Source organism: Polynucleobacter sp. SHI8 (genome assembly GCF_027944005.1).
Classification (GTDB): Bacteria; Pseudomonadota; Gammaproteobacteria; order Burkholderiales; family Burkholderiaceae; genus Polynucleobacter.
In genome coordinates, this window is record NZ_AP027204.1 from 1,014,305 (window position 1) to 1,039,992 (window position 25,688).

17 protein-coding genes are annotated in these 25,688 nt (G+C 41.9%); 12 read left to right on the forward strand and 5 right to left on the reverse strand.

Features of this window, described 5'->3' with window-relative positions; translation table 11 throughout:
- The first annotated feature begins 10 nt into the window (after positions 1–10).
- The 9 genes from hrpA to QMN06_RS05195 all read left to right on the forward strand — a co-directional run bounded on the left by hrpA (position 11) and on the right by QMN06_RS05195 (position 12,535).
- Positions 11–3,919, forward strand: coding sequence for an ATP-dependent RNA helicase HrpA (hrpA, locus tag QMN06_RS05155; protein WP_281971466.1), 3,909 nt, complete (start codon positions 11–13; stop codon positions 3,917–3,919).
- A gap of 9 nt (positions 3,920–3,928) precedes the next feature.
- Positions 3,929–4,954, forward strand: coding sequence for a cytochrome D1 domain-containing protein (locus QMN06_RS05160; protein WP_281971467.1), 1,026 nt, complete (start codon positions 3,929–3,931; stop codon positions 4,952–4,954).
- 15 nt (positions 4,955–4,969) lie between these two features.
- Positions 4,970–5,716 (forward strand): polysaccharide deacetylase family protein, encoded by a 747-nt coding sequence (locus tag QMN06_RS05165; RefSeq protein ID WP_281971468.1) that lies wholly within the window; start codon positions 4,970–4,972, stop codon positions 5,714–5,716.
- Between the two features lie 9 nt (positions 5,717–5,725).
- Positions 5,726–6,703 carry a sterol desaturase family protein gene (locus QMN06_RS05170; protein ID WP_281971469.1) on the forward strand — a complete coding sequence of 326 codons (978 nt, stop codon included), beginning with the start codon at positions 5,726–5,728 and terminating at the stop codon, positions 6,701–6,703.
- Between the two features lie 13 nt (positions 6,704–6,716).
- A complete protein-coding gene (locus QMN06_RS05175) occupies positions 6,717–7,520 on the forward strand; it encodes an EI24 domain-containing protein (protein WP_281971470.1) in 804 nt (267 codons plus the stop codon).
- A complete protein-coding gene (locus QMN06_RS05180) occupies positions 7,517–8,338 on the forward strand; it encodes a molybdopterin-binding protein (protein WP_281971471.1) in 822 nt (273 codons plus the stop codon). Before QMN06_RS05175 ends, QMN06_RS05180 begins: the two co-directional genes overlap by 4 nt.
- Before the next feature lie 128 nt (positions 8,339–8,466).
- The gene (gene glnA / locus QMN06_RS05185) at positions 8,467–9,882 is read left to right on the forward strand and encodes a type I glutamate--ammonia ligase (RefSeq protein ID WP_281971472.1); all 1,416 of its coding nucleotides are present in this window, start codon (positions 8,467–8,469) and stop codon (positions 9,880–9,882) included.
- A 17-nt stretch (positions 9,883–9,899) separates the two neighbouring features.
- Positions 9,900–11,042, forward strand: coding sequence for a nitrogen regulation protein NR(II) (gene glnL / locus QMN06_RS05190; RefSeq protein ID WP_281971473.1), 1,143 nt, complete (start codon positions 9,900–9,902; stop codon positions 11,040–11,042).
- On the forward strand, positions 11,039–12,535 hold the full coding sequence (locus QMN06_RS05195; protein WP_281971474.1) for a sigma 54-interacting transcriptional regulator: 1,497 nt from the start codon (positions 11,039–11,041) through the stop codon (positions 12,533–12,535). The genes glnL and QMN06_RS05195 overlap by 4 nt, the downstream gene beginning before the upstream one ends.
- 5 nt (positions 12,536–12,540) lie before the next feature.
- Here the strand turns inward: QMN06_RS05195 and xth are convergent, their stop codons facing one another.
- Genes xth through QMN06_RS05220 form a run of 5 tightly spaced genes read right to left on the reverse strand, consistent with a single transcriptional unit; the run spans position 12,541 to position 19,638 of the window.
- Complete coding sequence (xth, locus tag QMN06_RS05200) at positions 12,541–13,374, reverse strand: exodeoxyribonuclease III (RefSeq protein ID WP_281971727.1); 834 nt, start codon at positions 13,372–13,374, stop codon at positions 12,541–12,543.
- A gap of 13 nt (positions 13,375–13,387) precedes the next feature.
- Positions 13,388–15,484, reverse strand: a complete 2,097-nt coding sequence (locus QMN06_RS05205; protein ID WP_281971475.1) for a M3 family metallopeptidase — start codon at positions 15,482–15,484, stop codon at positions 13,388–13,390.
- A 13-nt stretch (positions 15,485–15,497) separates the two neighbouring features.
- Complete coding sequence (folD, locus tag QMN06_RS05210) at positions 15,498–16,349, reverse strand: bifunctional methylenetetrahydrofolate dehydrogenase/methenyltetrahydrofolate cyclohydrolase FolD (RefSeq protein ID WP_281971476.1); 852 nt, start codon at positions 16,347–16,349, stop codon at positions 15,498–15,500.
- Positions 16,350–16,356: 7 nt separating this feature from the next.
- Positions 16,357–16,992, reverse strand: coding sequence for a response regulator transcription factor (locus QMN06_RS05215; RefSeq protein WP_281971477.1), 636 nt, complete (start codon positions 16,990–16,992; stop codon positions 16,357–16,359).
- A 57-nt stretch (positions 16,993–17,049) separates the two neighbouring features.
- Complete coding sequence (locus QMN06_RS05220; RefSeq protein ID WP_281971478.1) at positions 17,050–19,638, reverse strand: PAS domain S-box protein; 2,589 nt, start codon at positions 19,636–19,638, stop codon at positions 17,050–17,052.
- Positions 19,639–19,795: 157 nt separating this feature from the next.
- On the opposite strand from QMN06_RS05220, the gene aceE reads away from it, so the two are divergent.
- Genes aceE through lpdA form a run of 3 tightly spaced genes read left to right on the forward strand, consistent with a single transcriptional unit; the run spans position 19,796 to position 25,643 of the window.
- Entirely contained in the window at positions 19,796–22,501 is a 2,706-nt protein-coding gene (aceE, locus tag QMN06_RS05225) for a pyruvate dehydrogenase (acetyl-transferring), homodimeric type (protein ID WP_281971479.1), read from the forward strand.
- 10 nt (positions 22,502–22,511) lie between these two features.
- On the forward strand, positions 22,512–23,849 hold the full coding sequence (gene aceF / locus QMN06_RS05230; RefSeq protein WP_281971480.1) for a dihydrolipoyllysine-residue acetyltransferase: 1,338 nt from the start codon (positions 22,512–22,514) through the stop codon (positions 23,847–23,849).
- Positions 23,850–23,858: 9 nt separating this feature from the next.
- Positions 23,859–25,643: a dihydrolipoyl dehydrogenase gene (lpdA, locus tag QMN06_RS05235; protein ID WP_281971481.1), complete on the forward strand. Its 1,785-nt coding sequence runs from the start codon at positions 23,859–23,861 to the stop codon at positions 25,641–25,643.
- Positions 25,644–25,688: the final 45 nt, after the last annotated feature.

Consider the following 25,688-nt stretch of genomic DNA (forward strand, 5'->3'; position numbering starts at 1 on the left):
TAGGATGCTTATGAATCAAAATGCTAAAAATACTCAGAATCAGTTGGAAAAATCTCACATTCGCCTTGAGTTTCCAGAACTTTTGCCTGTTAGCGGACAGCGCAAGAGAATTATGGAGGCCTTAGAGGCCAATCAAGTCATTATTGTATGTGGCGAGACTGGTTCGGGGAAAACCACCCAATTGCCCAAAATTTGCTTAGCCATGGGACGCGGTCGGATCAATGGCACAAAGCGCCTCATTGGACATACCCAACCACGCAGAATTGCCGCCACATCGACCGCCAAGCGAATTGCTGACGAATTAGGAACGCCCATTGGGCAAGATGTGGGCTATCAAGTTAGGTTTAGTGACCAAACGAGTACCACCGCATCGATTAAGTTGATGACGGATGGAATCTTATTAGCGCAAACCCAAAAAGATCCCTTATTGCTCGCTTATGACACGATCATCATTGATGAAGCCCATGAGCGCAGTTTGAATATTGATTTTTTATTAGGCTATTTACGGCAGATACTACCCAAAAGGCCCGATTTAAAAGTCATTATTACCTCAGCAACAATTGATGCATCGATGTTTGCAAAACACTTTGATTTTGGTAAAGAAGTACCCATCATCGAGGTTAGTGGACGACTCTTCCCCGTAGAGATTCGTTATCGGCCTTTAACAGTTGGCAATGTCAAAGAAGATAAAGAAATTTCAGAAGGCGTTTTAGACGCCATCATGGAGTTATGGGGACAAGGCGTTTCTGGAATGGGAGACATTTTGGTCTTTTTACCAGGGGAGCGAGAGATTCGTGATTGCGCAGAATTGTTACGTAAAAGTATCCCACTCCAGCAGCGTTATCATCCCGATATATTGAGTTTGTTTGCAAGACAATCTGTGGCAGAGCAAGAGCGGGTATTTCAGACAGGGCGCGGCAGAAGAATCATTCTTGCGACCAACGTCGCTGAAACCTCTTTAACCGTCCCAGGCATACGATTTGTGGTCGATGCCGGCACGGCAAGAATCAAACGCTACTCGTACAGGAACAAAGTAGAGCAATTACAAATTGAAGCTATTTCTCAATCGGCGGCTAATCAACGTGCAGGACGATGCGGACGGGTCGCCGATGGTATATGTATTCGCTTATATGGTGAAGATGAGTTTGGACTGCGTCCTGCGTATACCGATCCGGAAATCATGCGAAGTTCACTTGCTGGCGTGATTTTGCGCATGGCGTCTCTTCGCTTATCGAAAATTGATGAGTTTCCATTTATTCAAGCACCAACTGGGCGAGCCATTAGCGATGGGATACAGTTACTAGAAGAGTTAGGCGCATTAGAGGCGCAATACAAAGAGGGTGCCCGAGAAATCACACTCACCCCCATTGGGCAAGAGTTGGCGCAGTTACCTCTTGATCCTAGAGTCTCACGCATGTTAATTGCCGCAAAAGAACACGTAGCTCTGAGAGAAGTTCTCATCATTGCCTCAGCCATGGCCCTCCAAGATCCACGAGAGAGGCCGCCGGAGTTTGCACAGCAAGCAGATGTGGCGCACAAAATATTTGCAGATGAGCAATCTGAATTTATCAGTTTTATTAAATTGTGGGATTGGTATCATCAAGCGGCTGAGAAAAAAACGAGTAATCGACAGTTTGATGAACTATGTAAAAAGCATTTTCTATCACCCCGTCGCATGCGTGAATGGCGTGATGTGCATCAACAATTACAAGAAATCTTGATTGCGCAAGGGTGGCGTATGAACGCTTTACCTGCTACTTATGAACAAATCCATACATCCTTGTTAACAGGCTTACTCGGAAATATTGGCAAGAAGTCAGATGAAGATCAATGGTTTGAGGGGGCTAGAGGGATTAAGTTAACTCTTTGGCCTGGCAATCATCTGCTCAAAAAACCAAAGTCATGGATTGTTGCGGGCGAACTAGTAGAGACGAATCGCCTGTATGCCCGCAATATTGCCAATATTGAACCCAAATGGGTCGAGAGAATTTGTCAACATCGTTTACAAAAAACCTGGAGTGAACCATTTTGGGATACCAGAACGGGTGAGGTGATGGCACATGAGCAAGGTGCGCTGTATGGCCTGAGTTTGTATCATGGCCGAAAAATTAAATATGCTTTGATGGAGCCCATTGAGGCACGTAAGATATTTATTCAGCGTGCTTTAGTTGAAGGAGCCTTACTTGGTCAAGTCGACATTGGTCAAATACAAAAACAATCCGGTAAAACTTTTCAATTTTTTTGGAAAAATCAACAAATCATTCAACAAGTCGAAGCACTAGAGCATCGTTCGAGAAGGCAAGACGTGTTGGTCGGTGATCAAATCATCTATGAGTTTTATGCAGAAGTATTGCCAGAAACTGTGTTAAGTCGAAGTTCCTTACAGACTTGGTTAGATAAGCATCCCAGTCACGCACCACAACTGATTTTAAGTAAAGAAGATTTAATGCGTCATGAAGCCGCGCATATTAGTGATGATCGCTACCCCAAGCAGATGCCGATGATGGGTACTCAATTAGCATTACATTATCACTTTGAGCCAGGAAGCCCGAAAGATGGCGTGACACTGGTCGTGCCCTTGGCCTTGCTCAATCAAGTGGATGAAAGAAGATGTGCCTGGTTAGTGCCTGGTTTGTGCGTGGAAAAAATACATCTTTTATTAAAAACTTTACCGCAAAAATTGCGTCGTCACTTTGTCCCCTTGCCGGAATTTGCCAAAAACTTCATTGACGATTGTTTGGAAAATGAACTATTTGGTAAAGGAGAATTGTTCGATGCTTTGATTAAATACATCAGAGAAAAAACTCAAGTTGTCGTGACAAGAGCTGATTTTCGTCCAGAAAATCTACCCTCGCATTGCATGATGAATTACCGAATGATGGATGAGCATGGCCGACAACTTGATTTAGATCGTAATTTAGCCCAACTTCGAACGCTTTATGCCAAAGATGCCCGTGAGATTTTTCAAGAAGCAGCAAGTATGGCGATACAAGAGGTAAGTCGAAGTAGCGAGCCCACATCGAAGCCAACGCATCCATTGACGCCCCAAGATGGTCAAGCAGAACCAACCAAGATAACAGATTGGAGTTTTGGTGAGTTACCGGAAATGTTAGAAATCCAAAAGGGTAAACAAAGTTTTTATGGATATCCCGCACTTGAAGATTGTGGAACCCATTGTGAACTTAATGTCTATGATGATCCTGAGCTTGCCAGAAAGATCCATTTTCGTGGGATGAGGCGACTCTGTTCGTTTGCCCATAAAGAGACCCTCAAGCTGTTACAAAAACAATTACCTGGTGGACGCGAGATTGGCTTACTCTTCATGCAAATTGGCACTCATGAAGAAATCATGCAGCAAATATTGGATTTAGCGATTGAGCGTTCATGTCTAGTTGAACCCTTACCAAAAAATGCCGAGGAATTTAAAGCACGCATGCAAGTGGCTAAAACCAAACTCTCCTTAATTGCGCAAGATATTGCGAAACAAGCCTTGCAATGCCTAGAATTATCTGCAGAAATTCCGAAAAAGCTCAATTTAGCAAAGAGTATTTGTCCACCAGCATATGAAGATATGCAAAACCAATATCAACAACTCGTGAATCGTCAATTTGTTGCACAGACGCCTTATGAGCAAATGGTTCACTTACCGAGGTATTTAAAAGGCATGATGGTGCGGGTTGAAAAATTAAGATCGAATCTTACTCGAGATCAAGACAATCAAAAACAATGGCAGCTCTTACAACGGCAATATGTACAGGTCATGAAAAATCAAGGAAATACTGAAATCAACCGGGAGTTACAAGATATTCGTTGGCAATTGGAAGAACTTCGAATCGCTTTATATGCTCAAGAATTAAAAACCCCGACACCAATGTCCGTGAAACGAATTGAAAAGATTTTAAATGCGATTCGGGGTTAAAATACCAATATGACTATTTGCTCACGCTCAACTATCAATCGTATTCTCGCAAGCCTATTATGTGGCTTAGTGTTTGCCGTTATGGCTGTGGAAAAACCCATAGCAAAACCAGATACAGAAACAGCGCCCAAGTTGGCTATTATTCTCAATTCTGGATCTGCTTCAGTCACTCGTATTGACATGCAAAAACGTGAAGTGATCGATGATTTTCCAATTGGTAAAGAGCCTCATCATTTGATGATGATGCCGGATGGTAAAAATTTAATTGTGGCAAATGCTGCGGCGGATAATTTAGTACTTTTAGATGCTACAACCGGCAATAAGTTAGGGACAATACCAAAAATTATTGATCCCTATCAAATTGGATTTGCACCGAATAATAAATGGTTTGTTGTCGCCGGAAACCGTCTAGATCGTGTTGATATTTACCCCGTCAATAATGGCAATATCGTTGCCAAGCCAGATATCTATAAGCTCCCACAAACACCAAGTCATATTGCATTTACGAGTGATAGTCAGATCACCTTTGTGACCTTGCAAGATTCCAATGAAATTGTAGCGATTGATTTACAAGCTAAAAAAGAGTTATGGAAAATGCGAGTCGGAAAGATGCCGGCTGGTTTATGGATGACTCCTGGGGATAAATATTTGTTACTCGGAGTCACAGGTGAGGATTTTGTACAGGTGATTGATTGGAAAACTCAGAAAATCGTTAAAACCATTAAAACAGGAAAAGGTGCTCATAATTTCCGACCTTTAGGGGATGGACGATATGTATTCGTGACCAATCGCGTCGCCGCAACGATCAGTAAGATTGACATGGAAACTTTAGAAAACGTAGCCACCATTAAAGGATTGCCAGCTGGGCCTGATTGTATGGATATCACGCCCAATCAAAAAGAGCTTTGGGTGACTTTTCGGTTTTCCAAAAAAGTGGGTGTAATTAATTTGACCACGAATGAACTGGAAAAAACCATCAAGGTGGGGAATAGTCCGCACGGGGTTTTCTTTACCCCTAATGCTGCCTGGCAGTGAGTTCAGATGAACAGTATGAAGTTCAACTGGCGACTCTTGTGCGTGAGTTGCATCTCCTTCTTGTCGTTTCATGCCGTTGCACAAACTTGTCAAAAAACCGTTTATTTAACATTTGATACAGGCAATATGTCCGTTGCGCAATTTGTAGCAGATACCTTACGTCAGCATCAGGTGAAGGCGACGTTTTTCTTGGCGAACGAAAAAACCAATCGTGGCGATATGGCTTTAGATGACTCTTGGAAAAACTTTTGGCGAACACTCCAGCAAGAAGGGCACTCATTTGGCAGTCATACCATGCATCATGCTTATTTTCAAAAGGATGGCAAGGGTCCAAGTGAAGTTGTTTTAAAGCCTCAATTTGGTCCCCGAGCAGGTCAGGCATATGTAGCGGATCAACTGGAAGTCTGCCATGAAATCAAATTGGTTGATCAACGGTTTTATGAACTCACAGGAGCTCATTTGAAAAAAATATGGCGAGCCCCTGGCGGTAAAACTTCACCTAGACTTATTCAGATGGGCAATGCTTGTGGCTTTAAGCATATTGGCTGGGCACCAACAGGATTTTTAGGTGATGAGCTCTCCTCATCGCAATATCCGAATGAGCAATTACTTAAAAAATCTTTGGGAGAAATCAAAGATGGTGATATCACCATGGCGCATTTAGGGATCTGGTCCAGAAAAGATCCTTGGGCGTTGGGTGTGTTGGATCCTTTAATTGTTGGTTTAAAAGCCCAGGGCTTTTGTTTTGCGACCTTGGATTAAGCCTTCCTTATGATAGAAATCTACGATCAGATTCATGAGTGGTTTGTACAAGAAATCGTTTTGCAAATCTTGTATTTTTTTGATTGGATGGGATACGCCGATGATGCAGATCTGATCGTTGATTGGTTCTTATTTGGTATCTTACAAATACTCTTCATTGCTTTTATTTTGCGACCATTAGAAAAAAAAGAGGAAGAAGTCTTTCATTCCAATACACAAAGTAAAGATGCATGGCTGAAAGATCTTAAAGGAGCGATACGAATCGATGTTTTTTACAGTAGTTTGCATCGACTTGGCTTATTCCAACTGATGTTTTTTACATTATTTTCAGGAATTTTTTTCGCGATGGGTGGATTGCTGCATGATGTCCGGTTTTTACGGATGAACGTGGAGAATTGGTTACCTGGGATCACATCCCTTCCTGTGGTGAGTTTTGTGCTGTACCTAGTCTTATTTGATCTGATTGATTATGGCTATCACCGCTTATCTCATCGCTTCAATTTTTGGTGGAGATTACATGCCCTGCACCATAGTCAGCGGCATATGACAGCTTGGTCGGATAACCGAAATCATATCGTCGATGATTTGTTTAGAGCTTTTATATTTTCAGGGATTGGATTATTTTTGGGAGTACAGCCTAGTCAATTTTTGATGTTGATAATTACCAGCCGATTGATTCAAAGTTGGCAACATGGTTTTTATCCTTACCATTATGGATTTCTCAAGTATGTCATTGTGACCCCTAATTTTCATCGTTATCACCATGCGATTGATCTCGGCTATGAAGTGCCAGGTAAGCCTGGAGTTCTTGGGGGATGTAATTTTGGGGTGCTGTTTCCGTGGTGGGATATGCTGTTTAAAACTGCGCAGTTTGATGAAGCTTATTACCCCAGTGGCGTGCGGGATTTTTCTCCGCCGAATGCATTGATTAAGCAGCAGTGGTTGAGTTTAAAAATGAGTTGGCAATCATTATTTCAGAAGGTATAACTCCTTGAAACTTATGATGCGATCGTTTGGGTTAGCGTTAACAGGGATCTTTCATCCCTGGGTCCTTTGGCTGACCTTGCGCCCATTTGTTATTGGAGCCGTCATTTGGTTTGGTATTTTATGGGTCATTTGGACACCCTTGCTCGATTGGATGAAAGAGTTTTTAACGAATTCTTTTGCCTCCGCTTGGATTGAGAAGATATTAAGCTCCGTAGGATGGGAAACCGTGCGAGCAGTGATTACCCCGTATTTTTCAATTGTGCTGATCATGCCGATCGTCATTGTGAGTATGATGGTTTTGGTATCTTTTACCTCCATTACGTCAGTTTTACGCCATGTAGAAAAACAAAACGCTTATATTGGACTGAAAAAAGAGCAGGGTGGTTCAGTTTTCGGTAGCATTTGGGTGGCTGTGAGTTCTTGTTTTGTTTTCTTATTGTTATTCTTGATTACTCTGCCAATTTGGTGGATTCCACCTATATTTGCCCTGATTCCCCCCGTTTTGTGGGGCTGGTTAACGACACGATTGATGACCTATGATGTCTTATCTAGACATGCCACTGAAGCAGAACGCATCGAATTAACTCAACTCCATCGCGGACCATTGTTGATGATAGGTATTTTAGTAGGTCTTTTAGGTGCAACCCCCACATTCTTTTGGTTATCATCTGTCTTTGTCTTGGTATTATTTCCACTTGTATCGATGTTCATGATGTGGGTTTATTGTTTAGTATTTATATTTGCCGCTTTATGGTTTGCGCATTATTTATTATTTGCACTGAAAAACTATAGAGAGTTAAAAGGAGAAAGCATTTGACGCAGCAAAAAAATAGAACCATTGGTTTAATTGTGATTGGTGACGAAATATTGTCTGGACGAAGAAGTGATAAGCACATGCCTTATCTTTTGGGTTTATTAAAAGAAAGAGGCTTGCAATTATCTTGGGCAGAATATATCGCCGATGATCCGCAGCGCATTATTAGTACATTTAAAAGAACTTTTGCCAGTGGCGATATTGTTTTTGTGACCGGCGGTATTGGTTCCACCCCAGACGACCATACGCGTCAATGTGCTGCAAAAGCCTTAGGTGTTGAGTTAGAGCTGCATCCAGAGGCAAAAGAATTAATTGGCCAACGGATTGTTGAAATGGCAGAGGGTGACCCTGTGAAAGCCGATGTCAATTCACCTCTCAACGTTCCCCGTTTAAGAATGGGTGAGTTCCCTGTTGGGGCGAGCATTATTCCTAATTCCTACAACAAGATTCCAGGCTTTCACATCCATGAGCATTATTTCATGCCAGGTTTTCCTGTGATGGCTGGTCCGATGATGATTTGGATTTTGGATACGTTTTATAGTGAGTTGTTTCATCAAATTGATTTTGTTGAGAAAAGTTTTATTGCTGCTGGTGCGATGGAAGCCACGATTACCCCTTTGATGGAAGAGATTGAAAAAAAATATCCCGAAATTAAGGTATTTAGTTTGCCATCGGTGGGAGATCCGACCAAAGAAGGCATTTTGTCGCAGCGCCATATGGAGCTAGGGGTGAAGGGGCCAGCAGGTTTGGTTGAAGAAGTTTTAAAAGAACTTCGCGTTGGGGTTGAAGCCTTCAACACCATCACGTATGATTTAACCTAGTAAAATATTATTTACCAATTGCACGAAGATGCACTATTATGGTGCATCTTGGTTGTTTTGAGAGACCTTGTTTTGTTTTAATGAATAAGGAATTTATTTTTTGCATTTCATCGTATTAGGAGAACTAGATGAGTAAAGCAGTTGCTGACGTTATGAAGTTGGTAAAAGAGAAAGAAATCACTTTTGTTGATTTTCGTTTTACAGATACAAAAGGAAAAGAGCAGCACGTTTCAGTACCTGTTTCTGTATTTGATGAAGATAAGTTTGAAAGTGGCCATGCATTTGATGGTTCTTCCATTGCTGGTTGGAAAGGGATTGAAGCATCCGATATGCTTTTGATGCCTGATGCATCTACTGCTTATATTGACCCATTTTATGAAGAGCCAACCCTCGTGTTGACTTGTGATGTCGTTGAGCCATCTGATGGCAAAGGTTATGATCGTGACCCACGTTCGATAGCGAAGCGTTGCGAAGCTTATTTGAAGAGTACAGGTCTTGGCGATACAGCTTACTTTGGACCAGAGCCAGAGTTTTTCGTATTTGATGGCGTGCGTTGGGGTTCAGACATGCAGGGATCCTTTGTTAAGATCGAATCTGAAGAAGCACCATGGTCATCAGGACTTGAATTTGAAGGTGGAAATACAGGACATCGCCCAGGTAAGAAGGGTGGTTATTTCCCAGTTGCGCCATTGGATACTTTCCAAGATATGCGTTCAGAAATGTGTCTCTTATTAGAGTCAGTTGGTATTCCTGTTGAAGTTCATCACCATGAAGTTGCTGGTCAAGGACAAAACGAATTAGGAACTAAATTCAGTACTTTAGTACAACGTGCTGACTGGACTATTTTGCAAAAATATATTGTCCATAACGTTGCGCATGCTTATGGCAAAACAGCTACATTTATGCCTAAGCCAGTAGTTGGCGATAACGGTTCTGGTATGCACGTTCACCAATCTGTTTGGAAAGATGGCATTAATTTATTTGCTGGCAATGGTTATGCTGGTTTGTCTGAATTCGCTCTCTATTACATCGGCGGTATCATCAAACACGCTCGTGCATTGAACGCGATTACAAACCCAGGTACAAACTCTTATAAGCGTTTAGTGCCAGGTTTTGAAGCTCCCGTTAAATTGGCATACTCAGCACGTAACCGTTCTGCATCGATTCGTATTCCTTACGTTGCCAATCCAAAAGGCCGTCGTATCGAGACACGTTTCCCAGATCCACTTGCTAATCCATACTTGGCTTTCTCTGCTTTGCTCATGGCTGGTCTTGATGGTGTTCAGAACAAGATTCATCCAGGTGAAGCAGCGGACAAGAATCTCTATGATTTGACTCCAGAAGAAGATGCAAAGATCCCAACCGTATGTAGTAGTTTAGATATGGCTCTTGAGTACTTGGATAAAGATCGTGAGTTCTTGACACGCGGTGGAGTATTCACAGATACGATGATTGATGCTTATATTGCTCTCAAAATGGAAGAAGTCACACGTTTCCGTATGACGACTCACCCGATTGAGTTTGATATGTATTATTCACTCTAAGACTAGAAATTAGCGCCATGCGCATTTCTGAAAACAGGGCAGCTACGGCTGCCCTTTTTAGTCCACAAGACGTATTGGACCAAATGCCAAACTCGATTTTGTTGCTAGATCGAGCGTTGTCGAGCATTGTTTATGCAAATTCAGCAGCGGAAGTCGCATTAAAAATTTCTCGAAAAAATCTTTTTGGCTATCAAATGAAGGATGTGTTTGGTGATAGTCCCGCACTAGACGATCTTTTTGCGCAATTTCACATGGATGGAGGCACTCAAAGAATTGATTTAACCTTAGGACATGGAGCATTACGTTCTGATCAAAAAGAGTGTTTGGCTTATGTGATCTTATCCGCCATTGAAGGAACGGAATTGCTTGTCTTTGAGTGGTTTGAAATCGACCAGCAAATGAAGAGTGCCCGGGAAGAGCGTCTAATCCTTCAAGCAAGGGCCAATAAAGAGCTCATGAGAAATTTAGCACATGAAATCAAAAACCCGCTTGGGGGTATTCGAGGTGCTGCGCAATTGTTAGATTATGAATTACCAGATCCTTCGTTGAAAGAATATACCAAGGTCATGATTAAAGAAGTTGATCGTCTGCAAACTTTAGTTGATCGCCTTTTAGCCCCTCATAAACGTAAAAAAGATATCTCTGAATTAAATATTCACGAAGTGCTCGAACGCGTGCGAAGTGTGGTGCTTGCAGAGTTTCCTGCGGGGCTTGCAATTACGCGTTTTTATGATGTGAGTTTGCCAGAAATCGTTGGTGACAAAGAAGTTCTGATTCAGGCTTTACTCAATATTGTGCACAATGCTGCGCAAATCTTAGAAGATCGTCGTCAGATTGGTGATGCAAAAATTCAGTTACAAACCAGTGTTTCGCGCAATGTCACGATTGGTAAAAAACGTTTTAAATTAGCTCTCAATATTCATATTATTGATAATGGGCCTGGTATTCCCACTGAAATCATTGATCATATTTTTTTACCGCTAGTATCTGGTAGAGCATCAGGGAGTGGACTTGGCTTAACTTTGGCGCAATCGTTCATTCAGATGCATGGAGGCTTCATAAGTGTGCAAAGTGAGCCGGGCAATACCGATTTTCATGTTCAAATTCCTTATACATCTTTAGAGTATTTAAATAATTCAGAATTAAGAGGCGAACTATGAAGTCAGTTTGGATCGTTGATGACGATCAGTCCATTCGTTGGGTATTAGAAAAATCTTTAACAAGAGAGATGATTCCTTTCAAAAGTTTTTCTAATCCAAATGATGTACTCGATGCCTTAGATAAAGAAAAGCCACAAGTGGTGATTTCTGATATTCGGATGCCTAAAGGGAATGGGATTAACTTACTCCAACAGTTAAAGCATGATTATCCGAAACTGCCAGTGATAATCATGACGGCTTTTTCTGATATGGACTCAGCAGTTGCATCTTTTCAAGGCGGGGCATTTGAGTACATTACAAAGCCCTTTGATATCGCAACTGTGATGAGCATTATCCAACGTGCCATATCAGAAAGTAAAAGTGCGGAAGAGATTAGAACTCAATTTGCGCCAACTGGTTTGCAGAGCAAAAATATAGTTCCAGAATTAATTGGACAAGCACCTGCCATGCAAGAAATATTTCGGGCTGTGGGTCGGTTGTCGTCATCGAATGCCACAATCCTCATTACTGGCGAGTCAGGCACTGGTAAAGAGTTGCTTGCGCGTGCACTGCACAAGCATGGTTCACGTGCGAATACTCCCTTTATGGAGCTTAATTTAGCGGCGATCCCTAAAGATCTCATTGAAGGGGAATTATTTGGTTACGAAAGAGGTGCAGTTCCCAATGCCAACACAATGAAACGTGGGCAAATTGAGCTGGCAGATGGTGGCACCTTGTTTCTTGATGAAGTTGCGGATATGCCTTTATCGATTCAAAGTTCATTACTGCAATTATTAGAAAATGGTAAGTTTTACCGGATTGGTGGCAATGTTCAACTGCAAGCGAATGTCAGAATCATTGCATCGAGTTATCAAAATTTAGAAAATTTAGTTGCTAATGGACTTTTCAGAGAAGACTTATTTCACCGATTAAATGTGATTCGGTTAAGACTGCCGTCACTACGAGATCGTCTCGAAGATATTCCGATTTTGACGCAGCATTTTTTAGGAATGAGTGCGCGACAATTAAATGTCAAGGCGAAGGTGTTATTGCCTGAAACGATTGAAGCATTATCCAAGCTACCGTTTCAAGGTAATGTGCGCCAACTTCAAAGTATATGTCATTGGCTAACCGTGATGATCTCTGCGCCTGAGATTCGTGCAATGGATTTACCACGTGATTTAACCTATCCACCACCGTTGTCTAAACCTGTCATGAGTCGTGGTGGGGATGTTATGCCTACCTTTACTGAGGGCCAAGATTTGAGTGCTTCCACTCATTTTGCTGCCCCATCTGGAGGGGGCAAGTGGGATCAGCAATTACATTTGATTGCCAAAAAGATGTTGGAGGATGGTCGTGAAAATGTGTTTCAAGAACTATTGCAACAATTTGAAAAGACCCTGATTGAAGCTGCACTTGAGACTACCAGAGGAAGAAAAGTAGAAGCTGCCGAGCGCTTAGGTATTGGACGCAATACGATTACGCGAAAATTACAAGAATTAGGTATTGAATAGACGGCTTATTTTTCGATGGTAAGAATCACAGGCGCGTGATCTGAAGGCTGTTCCCATTTTCTGGGGACTTTATCAACGCTACAGGCCGTACAATTTTCTTTTAGCTCTGGGGAGACCATCACATGATCGATGCGCATACCTGCATTGCGACGAAAGCCCATCATACGGTAATCCCACCAACTAAATGATTTAGGTTCTTGCTCAAATAAACGAAAACTATCGATGAGTCCTAATTCTTGAAATTGACTAAAAAAAGCACGCTCTTCTGGAGATACTAAATTTTGTCCCACCCATGCTTTTGGATCATGAACATCTTGATCCTCAGGAGCAATATTAAAATCGCCCATTAAGACCAGGCGAGGATGTTCTTGTAGTTGAGTTGAAAGGTAGGTTTTTAAAGCGCCTAGCCATTGCATCTTATAAGCAAACTTATCACTTTCAGGGGATTGTCCATTCGGGAAGTAGCCGCAGATCATGCGTATTGGGGGAGTTTCTTTAAAGTGAATCGTGCTGGCAATGAGGCGTTGCTGTTCATCTACAAAATCTGGGATATTTTTTTGTACTTGTATAAAGGCTGTTTCAGGATCTTGATACAGTTGTGCTAAAGAGGATTTTCGTACAAGTAGAGCAACACCGTTATAAGTTTTTTGACCAAGAGGTAAGCTATAAAATCCTGCTTGTTCAAGTTCCTGAGTCGGGAACTTATCATCCGTTATTTTTAATTCTTGAAGACCGATCAAATCAATCGATTGATGATTCTCATCGCAGAGTTTTAACCATTGCAATAGATGGGGTAATCTCACCTTGAGTGAGTTCACGTTCCAGGTAGCAACTCGAATCATCGACATCTGCTTAAGCACTTTCTTCTAATAAACCACCGTGTCTTAATAAAGCATCAATCTCTGGTGGACGACCTCTAAAGGCTTTGAAGGATTCTGCTGCAGAACGACTACCACCTACTTCGAGGATATGTTTGCGGTAATGAATACCAACTTCAGGATTTAAGATGGAACCAAAACTTGAAGCTTTTTCTTCGAAAGCGGCAAATGCATCAGCAGAAAGCACCTCAGCCCATTTATAACTATAGTAACCAGCAGCGTAACCACCGGCAAAAATATGGCTGAAGGAATGAGGCCAGCGCGAAATCGGTGACTGCTGTAATACATGAATCTGTTGATTGATGGTGTTGGATAGGGCTAAGATGTCTGTCGGCTTTGCCTGAGCAGCATCAAAACTAGAATGGAGTTCCCAATCAAAACTGGCAAAGACAATTTGTCTGAGCGTGAAAAGACCATTCTGGAAATTTTTCGCTGCAAGCATTTTATTAAATAATGCTTGCGGTAAAACCTCAGCCGTCTCAATATGGTGAGATAGTTTTTGAATCACCTCATAGTCCCAGCAGAAGTTTTCCATAAACTGACTAGGAAGCTCCACCGCGTCCCATTCCACACCATTAATGCCGGAAACGCCTAGAGCATCTACTTGAGTCAACATATGGTGCAAGCCGTGACCAAATTCGTGGAAGAGGGTAATGACATCATCATGACTGATGGTGGCTGAGCGTAATTGACCATTGACCGTAATTGGCGCAGGGAAATTACAAATAAGGTACGCTACTGGAGTTTGAACGTCGCCATTTTGCAGCAACATTCTGCCACGCGCATCATCCATCCAGGCACCACCCCGCTTACCACTGCGAGCATAGGCATCGAGATAAAAGTAGGCAACGATTTGGTTATTGTCATTTCGGACCTCGAATGACTGCACATCCGCATGCCAAGTAGGTAATGTACTTGCTTGAATCTTCACCTGAAAGATAGTTTGGATGACATGAAATAAACCTTGAAGAACTTGATTAATCGGAAAGTATTGCTTGACATCATGTTCTGAGAATAAATATTTAGCTTGCTTGAGTTTTTCAGAAGCAAAACTAATATCCCAAGGTTCAAGAGATGTAATGTTTAATTCGGAAGAGGCAAATTGTTGTAACTCCTCTAAATCTCTTTTTGCACTTGCATGCGCGCGTGAGGCAAACTCACCGAGGAATGAGCGAACTTCTTTGACAGAACTTGCCATTTTAGTAACTATACTGAGTGCCGCATAGTTTTCAAATCCAAGAAGATGAGCTTCTTCACTGCGCAGTTTCAGTATGTCCAGCATGATTTGGCTATTATCCCAATCCAAATTTCCATCAGCATATTGCGCCCCAAGTTCAGAAGCGCGGGTAACGTAGGCTTGGTATAAGGTTTGACGTAGCTGGCGATTGCGAGCAAATTGTTGGACAGGGTAGTACGAAGGAAACTTCAAATTAAATGCCCAACCCTCCTGATTATGAGCTATTGCTAATTCTTTTGCAGCAGCAAGAATATCCTCTGGAAGACCATCAAGTTCATGAAGATCTTTCACGACATGTAAAAAAGCATCAGTCGCATCGAGAACATGATCCGAAAAGGTTTTTGTGAGTTGGGCAAGATCTTCGGATATTTTTGCAAAACGAGGTTTTAATGCTTCAGGTAGTTCAGCACCACCTAATTGAAAATCCCGAATCGAGTTGGTAATGACTTTTTGTTGAGCAGTGGTGAGCTGTTGCCACTGGTCTGACGTGTGGATTTTTTTATATTGTTCAAATAATTCTAAGCTTTGCTCAAAGGCGCTGGAATAGGCAGTTACTTCGGGCAACATTTTTGCATGAGCCGCTCGAAGATCAGTAGAGTCGACCACACTAGTGAGATGATTGACCACACCCCAGGCTCGACCTAATGCTTGATTTGTTTCTTCCAGAGGCACAATCAGGTTATCCCAAGTTGGAGCAACCTGGAGTGCGATTGCTTGATCTAAGGATTGATGAGCAGCTTGAAGCAAGCTAGAAATCGCTTCTTCAATATGGGCAGGTTCGATAGCCGAGTAATTGGGTAAATCATGACCCATTTCTAATAAAGGATTGCTCATGTGGGGGGTGTTCTTAATGGTGGAAATGAGTGGCAGCTTCGAGGGTATTTTGTAACAGCATCGTAATTGTCATCGGGCCTACGCCGCCAGGTACAGGAGTAATCCAGCCAGCAACATATTTGACCTCATCAAAATCAACATCGCCACATAATTTACCATCGGGTAAACGATTAATACCGACATCAATGACAACTGCACCTGGTTTGACCATATTGGCAGAAATCATTTTTGGAATACCGGTTGCCACCACCAAAATATCTGCTTCTTTGGTATGGGTTGCAATATCTCTTGTTTTGCTATTACAAATAGTGATGGTTGCACCTGCTTGTAAAAGCAGCATAGCCATCGGTTTACCCACGATATTGGAGGCTCCGACGATAACCGCTCGAGCACCACGAATCGGGTAATCGATACTTTCTAAAATCTTCATACAACCATATGGCGTGCAGGGTTTAAAAAGAGGTTTGCCAGTCATTAAGGCGCCGGCATTCGCCACATGAAAGCCATCGACATCTTTGAGAGGATCAATCGCCTCCAACACCAGATGAGTATTAATATGAGCAGGCAGAGGCAGCTGTACTAAGATGCCATGAATCTTTGAGTTTTGATTGAGTTCTTGAATATGATGGAGTAATTTCGCTTCAGAGATATCGCTGGGTAACTGAATCAGCTCAGAATAAATATTCGCCTCTGCGCATGCTTTGACTTTATTTCTGACATAAATTTGACTGGCAGGATTCTCGCCCACGAGGATAACTGCAAGACCTGGTTTGGTACCTTTTGCAGTCAGAATAGCCGCTGAGGTTGCAATTTCAGCACGAATTTGCTTTGAGAGAAGAGTACCATCTAAAAGTTTAGCGGGCATAAATCAATTAAATTTTTTCGGACAAAGCCAAGCGGAGTAGATCGGCCACCGTACTGACATTGAGTTTTTCCATAATATTGGCGCGGTGAGCTTCTACAGTTTTAATCGAGATGGTTAAATCATCAGCGATTTGTTTATTAAGACGACCTGCCACAATACGCTCGAGTACCTGACGTTCTCTACCGGTGAGTTTTGATAACAAGCTTTGATTATTTTTCTGTAAAGAGGCTTCTTTGTATGAGCTTCTGGCAGTGGCAAGCATTTTATCCACCAAGTTTTGTAACTCATTCTCTTTAAAAGGTTTTTCAATAAAATCGATAGCACCTTTTTTCATCGTAGTCACTGCCATGGAAACATCGCCATGACCAGTAATAAAGGAAATCGGCATTGGAATCGACTCTGCAATCAAATGCTCTTGCAGTTCAAGGCCTGACATGCCAGGCATTCTGACATCTAGAATCGCGCAAGCAGTGACATCACGATCTGATCCAGTAACCGCTTGTAAGAAGCGCTCCGCACTACTAAAGCATTTTACTAAATAGCCGTTACTTTCCAGCAACCAGCTAAGAGAGTCTCGAACGGCTTCATCATCATCAACAATATAAATAATTTCTTTGGGTTTATCTGTATAGATGGTATTCATACGTAACCTTGACTAAAAAATAAAAAATAAAAGTGTCTATGGCAATAATAACGGTTTTTATTCATTCTCCGCAGAAGTTTCTTGGCTCTTTAACGGGGGTATTAGATAATTTTCTAAAGGCAACAAAATGGTGAAGGTACAACCATTCAAATGATCCAGTTGTTGCGTGTTATCTTGGGGCTGATCAGAGTTCGTTTGGAAGTTGTTTTCTGCCATTAAACGGCCTTCATGAGATTCAATAATCGACCTACAAATGTTGAGTCCCATACCCATACCTTCTTCTTTTGTACTAAAAAAAGGATCAAAAATTTGTTCAGCGATTTCTGCGGCAATTCCTTTACCACTATCGATAATCCGAATTCTCAGCATCGGTTGTTGAACATTATTCTCCATGTCTGCAATGACCTTAATTGGAGGCGCCTTGCCACGACGGGAGCGAGGATACTGATCGCACATACTATCGATGGCATTTTTAATGAGATTGACAAGAACTTGTTCAATCAAAATAGGGTCAACAAAACACTCAGGTAAATTCGGTAAAAGTGATTTTTCAATATAAAGACCCTGACGGTTTGCCTCAATCTCAGCGAGTTCGATTGATTGATAGATAATTTGTTCGAGGTGACAAGATTGACGTTGTGGTGCACTTCTTTTAACAAAATTGCGGATTCGTTGAATAATCGTTCCAGCCCTTAATGCTTGGGTACTCACTTTTTCAATCGCGGGAATAATTTCTTGATCAATTTGGGGATCATGTTTTGCGCGCAGACGATTCATCAGCCCCATACAGTAATTGTTAATTGCGGCAAGGGGTTGATTCAATTCATGCGCAATCGATGAGGCCATTTCTCCCATCGTGGTTAAACGACTCGAAAACTGCAGTTTTTCTTCTTGTATGCGTAGACTGTCTTCAGTTAAGCGACGTTCCGTAATATCTGTGGTGATCAGCATTTGTGCAAGATGGCCATCTGTCCAAGGAATATAACGTCTTCGGACTTCATACCAATTGGGATTATCAGGTATTTGTACCTCCCTAGAGTCGCCAATGATCGGCGTAAGAACCGCGGATGGAAGGCCGGCAAAACCGTCCACATTGTCCTCATCAAGATCAAGATTGTTTTCAGAAAACGCTTCGCTACCAAGAAGTAGATGATGTGCATGAGGAGTGGCATCAAACATTTCTTGGTATAAATTATTGGAATACAGCATTTCACCTGTTTTTGGGTTAACGACTGAAATACCAGCTGTTAAACCTTCTAGCACAGTAATAAAACGTTGTTGAGAGATTGCCAATTCATCACGAATACGACGTGGTTCTGAAATATCAACCAGGGAAGCGATCCAGCCCGTTTGTTTATTTTTAGCATCGACCATGGGGGAAACATAGTTTCTGACAAAAATCTTTTTACCTTGTCGATTCGTCAGAATCGCTTCAATACCGTTGGGAGGGCCAAAATTATTTTTAAAGGCATCCTCCAGTTTCATGGAGTTAGATTCTTCATCGGCCTTGGCCCAAAATGGAAAAGGCGGCTTTAATCCCTGTAATTCCTCACTACTCCAGCCGACCAATTTAGAAAAAGCAGGGTTGACATAACTAATACTGCCATCCAATTCATGAACACGAAGTCCCACGGGCATAGATTCTTCAATGGCTCTTCTAAAGTTAGTTTCATTAATCAGACTTCGTTGAATATCTTGTCTAAATTTCATTTGTCGCCAAATGGACCAAAAGCTCCAAATTACATAGGAACATAATCCAATCACTAGCCAGAAGAGCATTTGAAAACTAAGATTACTTGGCAGAGGATAGCTCTCACCTTGAAGGATGATATTGTCAGCAAATTTTGTTAATTTGATTTGATAAGTACTATGATTTTTCGCCAATGATCTATTACTTTGTGAATAAATCATTTGACCTTGATTATCCAAAATAGAGAAGCGATGACGCGCCAAAATATCCTTCGGGATAATTCGATTGATCAACAATGGTACAGAATACAGGACGGCGATATTTTGCTGTTGTTCAGCGTATTTTGCAGCGGGTTGAACATACCAAAATACAATGGAGCGCTCTTGATTAAAGTTCGGATTTTTACCCTTTAGTTCTAAATTGATAAAACTTGAGTAAGTTCCTCTTCCGGAGGCTTGAGCATCTTTGAGAGTGGCTTGTAAAGCCTTATTTAATTGTGCCGCAATGGATGGATCATAATTCCAATCCCCTTCATCGATTTGCGGAAACACAACCGAATTCTTTGACGCTTGATTGTTCGATTGAATCAATAAAAGTTCATTATGTTTATTGATTAAAGAGCTAGCGATTCGATAAAAATCTTTATTCCATTTTGAGTCGTTTGAAAACCGAAGGTTTTTAGTAATATTGACAAGTTCTTCTTCATTTTGTTCAAAATTAATTTGTAATCGTTGCTCTGCATAAGCGATTTCACGATAAAAGATAATTTCTGCTTGTTCGTTTTCTTGAGATGATAAAGACCACAAAATTGCAAACATAGCCAACATAAATAACATGATGGCAATAATCGGCATGTATAAATAATCAACAGATTGTTGACTTAGTTTTTTTTTCAAAGACCTTGGTTGAAGCCATTTTTTGATTTGACTAAAAGAGAAGGTAGGCATTTTCTTCATAGGGCTTATTTTGCTTGAACTGTCGTTTATAGGTTGAATTATTTGACATATTTTCATAAATAATTTCATATTATGATAAATATTATCAAGATATGAAAAAAAACTTGTGTTTAACTAATCTAAATTTAGAATATGAGAAATTAATAAGGAGATCAAAATGGCAGTCGTTCCTACAGAATTTAATTCCAAATTATCAAATATCGATGCAATTGATGTTGATCCGTTAGAAACTAGAGAGTGGCTTGATGCCATGAATGGGGTTATACATGCTGAAGGAACGGAGCGTGCCGCCTTTTTGATTGACCAGCAAATTGCTTTTGCCCGAGTCAATGGTGTCGATCAGCCTTTTCATGCGCAAACGCCCTATATAAATACCATTCCCGTCGAGCGCCAAGCTCGCATCCCAGGTGATCAAGAAGTAGAGCACCGAATCCGCTCATATACGCGTTGGAATGCCATGGCCATGGTCTTGCGTGCGAACAAAGACACGAATGTAGGTGGACATATTTCCTCCTTTCAATCCGCAGCGACTTTATATGATGTTGGTTTTAATCATTTTTGGCATGCCCCATCTGACCAACATGGCGGTGATTTAATTTATGTACAGGGTCACTCTGCACCTGGTATTTATGCCAGAGCTTACTTATTAGGTCGATTGTCAGAAGACCAATTAGATAGTTTCCGTCAAGAGGTGGGTGGTAAGGGTATTTCTAGTTATCCGCACCCATGGTTAATGCCTAATTTTTGGCAGTTTCCAACCGTTTCAATGGGACTTGGTCCGATCATGGCGATTTATCAAGCCCGCTTCATGAAGTATATGCAAGATCGAGGCATGACAAAGACAGAGGGACGTAAGGTTTGGGCATTTTTAGGTGATGGTGAAACAGACGAGCCAGAGTCACTTGGTGCGATTGGTATGGCTGGCCGTGAAAAACTTGATAACCTCATTTTTGTGATTAACTGTAATTTACAGCGCTTAGATGGCCCTGTTCGAGGCAACAGTAGCATTATTCAAGAACTTGAAAGTGAGTTTAGAGGTTCTGGTTGGAATGTGATTAAAGTTGTTTGGGGAACCCATTGGGATGCTTTGTTTGCGCGTGACAAAAAAGGTCTTCTCATGAATCGCTTGGCGCAAATTGTGGATGGTGAGTATCAAACCATGAAAGCCAAAAACGGTGCTTACGTTCGTGCCCATGTATTCAATACACCAGAGTTACAGGAGTTAGTTGCTGATTGGAGCGATGAGGATATTTGGAATCTAAATCGTGGTGGACACGATCCCCATAAGGTATATGCTGCGTTTCATTCGGCAGTCAATCATAAAGGTCAACCAACCTTGATTTTGGCAAAGACTATTAAAGGTTATGGGATGGGAGCTTCTGGCGAGGCAATGAATATTGCCCATCAACAGAAAAAAATGAGTATTACCGATGTTAAGGCTTTCCGCGATCGCTTTGCTTTACCGGTAAAGGATGAGGAGCTTGAAAGCGTTCCTTATATTAAATTTGCTGAAGGTAGTCCAGAGCTTGAGTATATGCGCAAAAAACGTATGGATCTCGGTGGATATTTGCCGCAAAGAAGGTCCAAAGCAGAATCTTTAGATGTCCCTTCATTACAAACGTTTGCGCCTTTATTGGAAGCAACGGTTGAAGGTCGAGAGGTATCTACAACTATGGCATTTGTGCGTTTACTGAATATGATTGTGAAAGATAAAGTCATCGGTCAACGAGTAGTCCCGATTGTGCCCGATGAATCTCGTACGTTTGGTATGGAAGGAATGTTCCGTCAATTAGGTATTTGGAGTCATATTGGTCAGTTATATGAACCACAAGACCGTGATCAACTCATGTTTTATAAAGAAGATCAGACAGGTCAGATATTACAAGAAGGTATTAATGAAGCTGGTGCGATGTGTGATTGGATTGCAGCTGCCACTTCATACTCGACCCATGGCGTACCGATGTTGCCATTTTATATTTTCTATTCCATGTTTGGTTTCCAACGGATAGGTGATTTAGCCTGGGCTGCAGGAGATATGCGCTCCCGTGGTTTTCTACTTGGCGGTACTGCTGGCAGAACGACACTCAATGGTGAAGGTTTGCAACATGAAGACGGTCATAGTCATTTATTTAGTTTAGGTATTCCAAACTGTATTAGTTATGATCCAACCTTTGGTTTTGAACTAGCGGTGGTGATTCAAGATGGTATGCGTCGGATGTTGACTGATCAAGAAGACGTGTATTACTACCTCACCTTGATGAATGAGAACTACGCCCATCCAGCGATGCCAAAAGGTGCAGAAAAAGACATCTTAAAAGGGATGTATCACCTGCAAAGTGTAGGCGAGGCAAAAACTAAATTACGCGTGCAACTCTTAGGCAGTGGCACAATCTTTAGAGAAGTCATGGCTGCCGCAGAATTACTCCGCGATGATTGGGGGGTTGCCTCAGATTTATGGAGTTGCCCAAGCTTTACGGAGTTAGCCAGAGATATACAGCGCGTCAATCGTCACAACTTATTAAATCCTTTAGATAAGCCACAAAAATCCCATGTCGAAGAGTTACTCGCTAAATCGAATGGCCCAGTGATTGCTTCTACTGATTATGTACGATTGTTTGCAGAGCAGATTCGTCCGGCAATTCAACAACTAGGTAAACGTTATACCGTTTTAGGGACCGATGGGTATGGTAGATCGGATACACGTGAACAGTTACGTCACTTCTTTGAAGTAGATCGTTATTGGGTGACAATTTCTGCATTAAAAGCCTTAGCAGATGAAGGTCAAATAGAGGCCAAAAAAGTAGCTGAAGCTATTGCTAAATATGGTGTGGATGTTTCGAAGCCAAACCCAATGACTGTTTAAGGAGCTTTTCATGACACAAATGATCGAAATTAAAGTTCCAGATATTGGTGACTATAAAGAAATTCCCATTATTGAGCTACATGTCAAAGTTGGTGATCAAGTTGCCAAGGAGCAATCCTTAATTACTTTAGAGTCTGACAAAGCGACGATGGATATTCCTAGCGCCCATGCTGGTATCGTTAAAGAGTTAAAAGTCAAGTTAGGTGATAACGTATCTGAAGGCAGCCTTGTTCTTTTATTAGAGCAAACCGACGCATCCACAAGTCAATCAAGCAATACAACGCCAATTCCAATACCAGCAGCAAATACCGAAGAAAAGGCAAAGCCAGCGGCACCTTCAGAAACCAAGGCCTTGGCGCCAGCCAGTCCAGTGGCAAAAGCAGTCGAGAATGCCACACCTATCAGTGTAAAAGCAGAAGTAAGTAGTATGGCTCAGGCAAGTCATGCCAGTCCATCGGTGCGTAAATATGCCCGTGAATTAGGAGCTGATGTTACGCAAGTCAAAGGTAGTGGACCAAAAGGACGAATTACCCAAGAAGATGTAGAGGCTTATATCAAAGGTATTTTAAGCGGCCAATCTACTACCTCGAGTGCCACCGCATCGAGTGGCAATGGTTTGCAATTATTACCTTGGCCCAAAGTTGATTTCAAGAAATTCGGTGAAATCCAGACCAGACCACTCTCCCGAATTCAGAAGATTTCAGCTGCCAATCTAGCACGTAACTGGGCCATGATACCGGCAGTTACTTATCATGAGGATGCTGACATTACTGAACTAGAGGCCTTCCGAGTTCAAACCAATAAAGCCAATGAAAAATTAGGAGTTAAAGTTACATTACTGGCTTTTTTAATGAAAGCTTGTGTCAAAGCACTTAAAAAATATCCAGAGTTTAATAGCTCGCTTGATGGGGAAGAGTTAATTCTGAAGCAGTATTTTCATTTAGGATTTGCTGCTGATACACCGAATGGCCTAGTTGTTCCAGTGATTCGAAATGTTGATCAAAAAGATGTTTTAGAAATTGCCCAAGAGACCAGTGATTTAGCGAAATTAGCGCGTGATGGCAAACTGAAGCCAGACCAAATGCAAGGGGCCTGCTTTACGATATCTTCTGTTGGTGGTATTGGTGGAACTTATTTTTCACCGATCATTAATGCGCCAGAAGTCGCCATATTAGGCGTGAGCAAAGCGGCCATGAAACCGATTTGGGATGGACAGCAATTTGTCCCAAGATTGATTTGCCCTTTATCCCTCACGGCCGATCATCGCGTCATAGATGGTGCTTTAGCCACGCGTTTTAATGCTTATGTTGCTGAGTTAATCTCAGATTTTCGTCGAGTTACTCTATAAGGAATCAACATGACTACGCAAACAATACAGGTTCCCGATATTGGCGATTTTAAAGATATTCCAGTCATTGAGATTTTGGTGAAGGTTGGTGACGAGATTGTGAAAGACCAAGCTTTATTAATTTTAGAGTCAGATAAAGCCACAATGGAAGTACCTAGTGATGTGATTGGTAAAGTTATATCAGTAGATATCAAAATTGGTGACAAAGTTAGCTTTGGCACACCGATCATGAAAGTAGAAGTCTCGACACAAGCTCCAGCCAAAAAAGAAGAAGCAACAGCTTCCCTAGCACCTGTAACTCCAGTTCCTCAACCCACACCGGTATCCGTACCAAGTGCCGGAAGCTATTCTGGAGTGGCGGATTATGCATGTCAGCTTCTCGTGTTGGGGTCTGGACCTGGTGGCTATAGTGCCGCGTTTCGTGGCGCTGATTTAGGTTTAGAGACGATTCTAGTCGAGCGTTATGCCACTCTTGGTGGTGTTTGTTTGAATGTTGGATGCATACCGTCCAAAGCCTTATTGCATACAGCAGCGGTTATGGAAGAAGTAAAATCCATGTCGAAACACGGCGTTCACTTTGGTGCGCCTACCGTGGATATCGATGCGCTGCGTCAGCATAAAGAGGGTGTTATTGGTCAACTGACAACAGGCTTGGCTGGTATGGCTAAAGCCAGAAAAGTAAAAGTTATACGAGGTGTTGGAACATTTTTAGATGCCCATCATCTACAACTAGAAGAGACATCAGGAACAGGTTGGGATTTAACCGGCAAGAAACAAGTGATTCATTTTGAAAAAGTCATTATTGCAGCTGGCAGCCAGTCAGTCGTTCTGCCGTTTTTACCAGTTGATCCAAGAATTGTTGATAGTACCGGCGCATTAGAACTCAAGTCGATCCCCAAACGGATGTTGGTGATTGGTGGAGGGATTATTGGTTTAGAGATGGCGACTGTTTATAGCGCTTTAGGTTCACAAATTGATATTGTTGAACTTACAGATGGATTGATGGCTGGAGCAGACCGAGACTTAGTGAAGGTTTGGGAGAAAATGAACTTATCCCGTTTCCATCAAGTCATGTTAGGAACTAAAGCTGCTTCTGCCCAAGCAAAAGAAGATGGTATTTGGATTCAGTTTGAAGGACCTAAAGCACCAGCAGAGATGCAGTGTTATGACCTTGTATTAGTTGCGGTTGGTCGCATTCCAAACGGTAAAAAAATAGCAGCCAGTGCCGCTGGTGTCATGGTGGATGAGCGTGGCTTTATTCCTGTGGACAATCAAATGCGTACCAATGTGAACCATATCTTTGCAATTGGTGATATTGTTGGACAACCAATGTTAGCGCATAAAGCCGTTCATGAAGGTCATGTGGCTGCCGAAGTAGCCGCTGGTGAAAAATCTTATTTTGATGTCAAGCAAATCCCCTCAGTCGCCTATACCGATCCTGAAGTAGCTTGGTCAGGTCTGACAGAAGAGCAATGTAAATCTCAAGGGATTGCCTATCAAAAAGGCGTTTTCCCATGGGCTGCGAGTGGCCGTGCGATCGCCAATGGACGCAGTGAAGGTTTTACCAAGCTCATTTTTGATGAGACCACACATCGCATTATTGGTGGTGGCATTGTTGGAACCAATGCGGGAGATTTAATTGGTGAAGTATGCCTTGCAATTGAAATGGGTGCTGATCAGGTGGATATTGGTAAGACAATACATCCCCATCCAACACTGGGTGAATCGATCGGTTTAGCCGCAGAAGTAGCGCATGGATCATGCACAGATTTGCCTCCACAAAGAAAAAAATAAGCTTTTTCGGAAAGATGTAAAAGACATGGGAAAATATCCCATGTC

Bases quoted from the DNA above. Each gene is read 5' to 3' on its own strand.
- QMN06_RS05220 (WP_281971478.1), bottom strand. From the start codon at position 19,638: ATGAAGAAAATGCCTACCTTCTCTTTTAGTCAAATCAAAAAATGGCTT.
- folD (WP_281971476.1), bottom strand. From the start codon at position 16,349: ATGCCCGCTAAACTTTTAGATGGTACTCTTCTCTCAAAGCAAATTCGT.
- QMN06_RS05205 (WP_281971475.1), bottom strand. From the start codon at position 15,484: ATGAGCAATCCTTTATTAGAAATGGGTCATGATTTACCCAATTACTCG.
- aceF (WP_281971480.1), top strand. From the start codon at position 22,512: ATGACACAAATGATCGAAATTAAAGTTCCAGATATTGGTGACTATAAA.
- QMN06_RS05175 (WP_281971470.1), top strand. From the start codon at position 6,717: ATGATGCGATCGTTTGGGTTAGCGTTAACAGGGATCTTTCATCCCTGG.
- QMN06_RS05195 (WP_281971474.1), top strand. From the start codon at position 11,039: ATGAAGTCAGTTTGGATCGTTGATGACGATCAGTCCATTCGTTGGGTA.
- lpdA (WP_281971481.1), top strand. From the start codon at position 23,859: ATGACTACGCAAACAATACAGGTTCCCGATATTGGCGATTTTAAAGAT.
- glnA (WP_281971472.1), top strand. From the start codon at position 8,467: ATGAGTAAAGCAGTTGCTGACGTTATGAAGTTGGTAAAAGAGAAAGAA.
- hrpA (WP_281971466.1), top strand. From the start codon at position 11: ATGAATCAAAATGCTAAAAATACTCAGAATCAGTTGGAAAAATCTCAC.
- glnL (WP_281971473.1), top strand. From the start codon at position 9,900: ATGCGCATTTCTGAAAACAGGGCAGCTACGGCTGCCCTTTTTAGTCCA.
- QMN06_RS05170 (WP_281971469.1), top strand. From the start codon at position 5,726: ATGATAGAAATCTACGATCAGATTCATGAGTGGTTTGTACAAGAAATC.
- QMN06_RS05215 (WP_281971477.1), bottom strand. From the start codon at position 16,992: ATGAATACCATCTATACAGATAAACCCAAAGAAATTATTTATATTGTT.
- QMN06_RS05165 (WP_281971468.1), top strand. From the start codon at position 4,970: ATGAAGTTCAACTGGCGACTCTTGTGCGTGAGTTGCATCTCCTTCTTG.
- aceE (WP_281971479.1), top strand. From the start codon at position 19,796: ATGGCAGTCGTTCCTACAGAATTTAATTCCAAATTATCAAATATCGAT.
- QMN06_RS05160 (WP_281971467.1), top strand. From the start codon at position 3,929: ATGACTATTTGCTCACGCTCAACTATCAATCGTATTCTCGCAAGCCTA.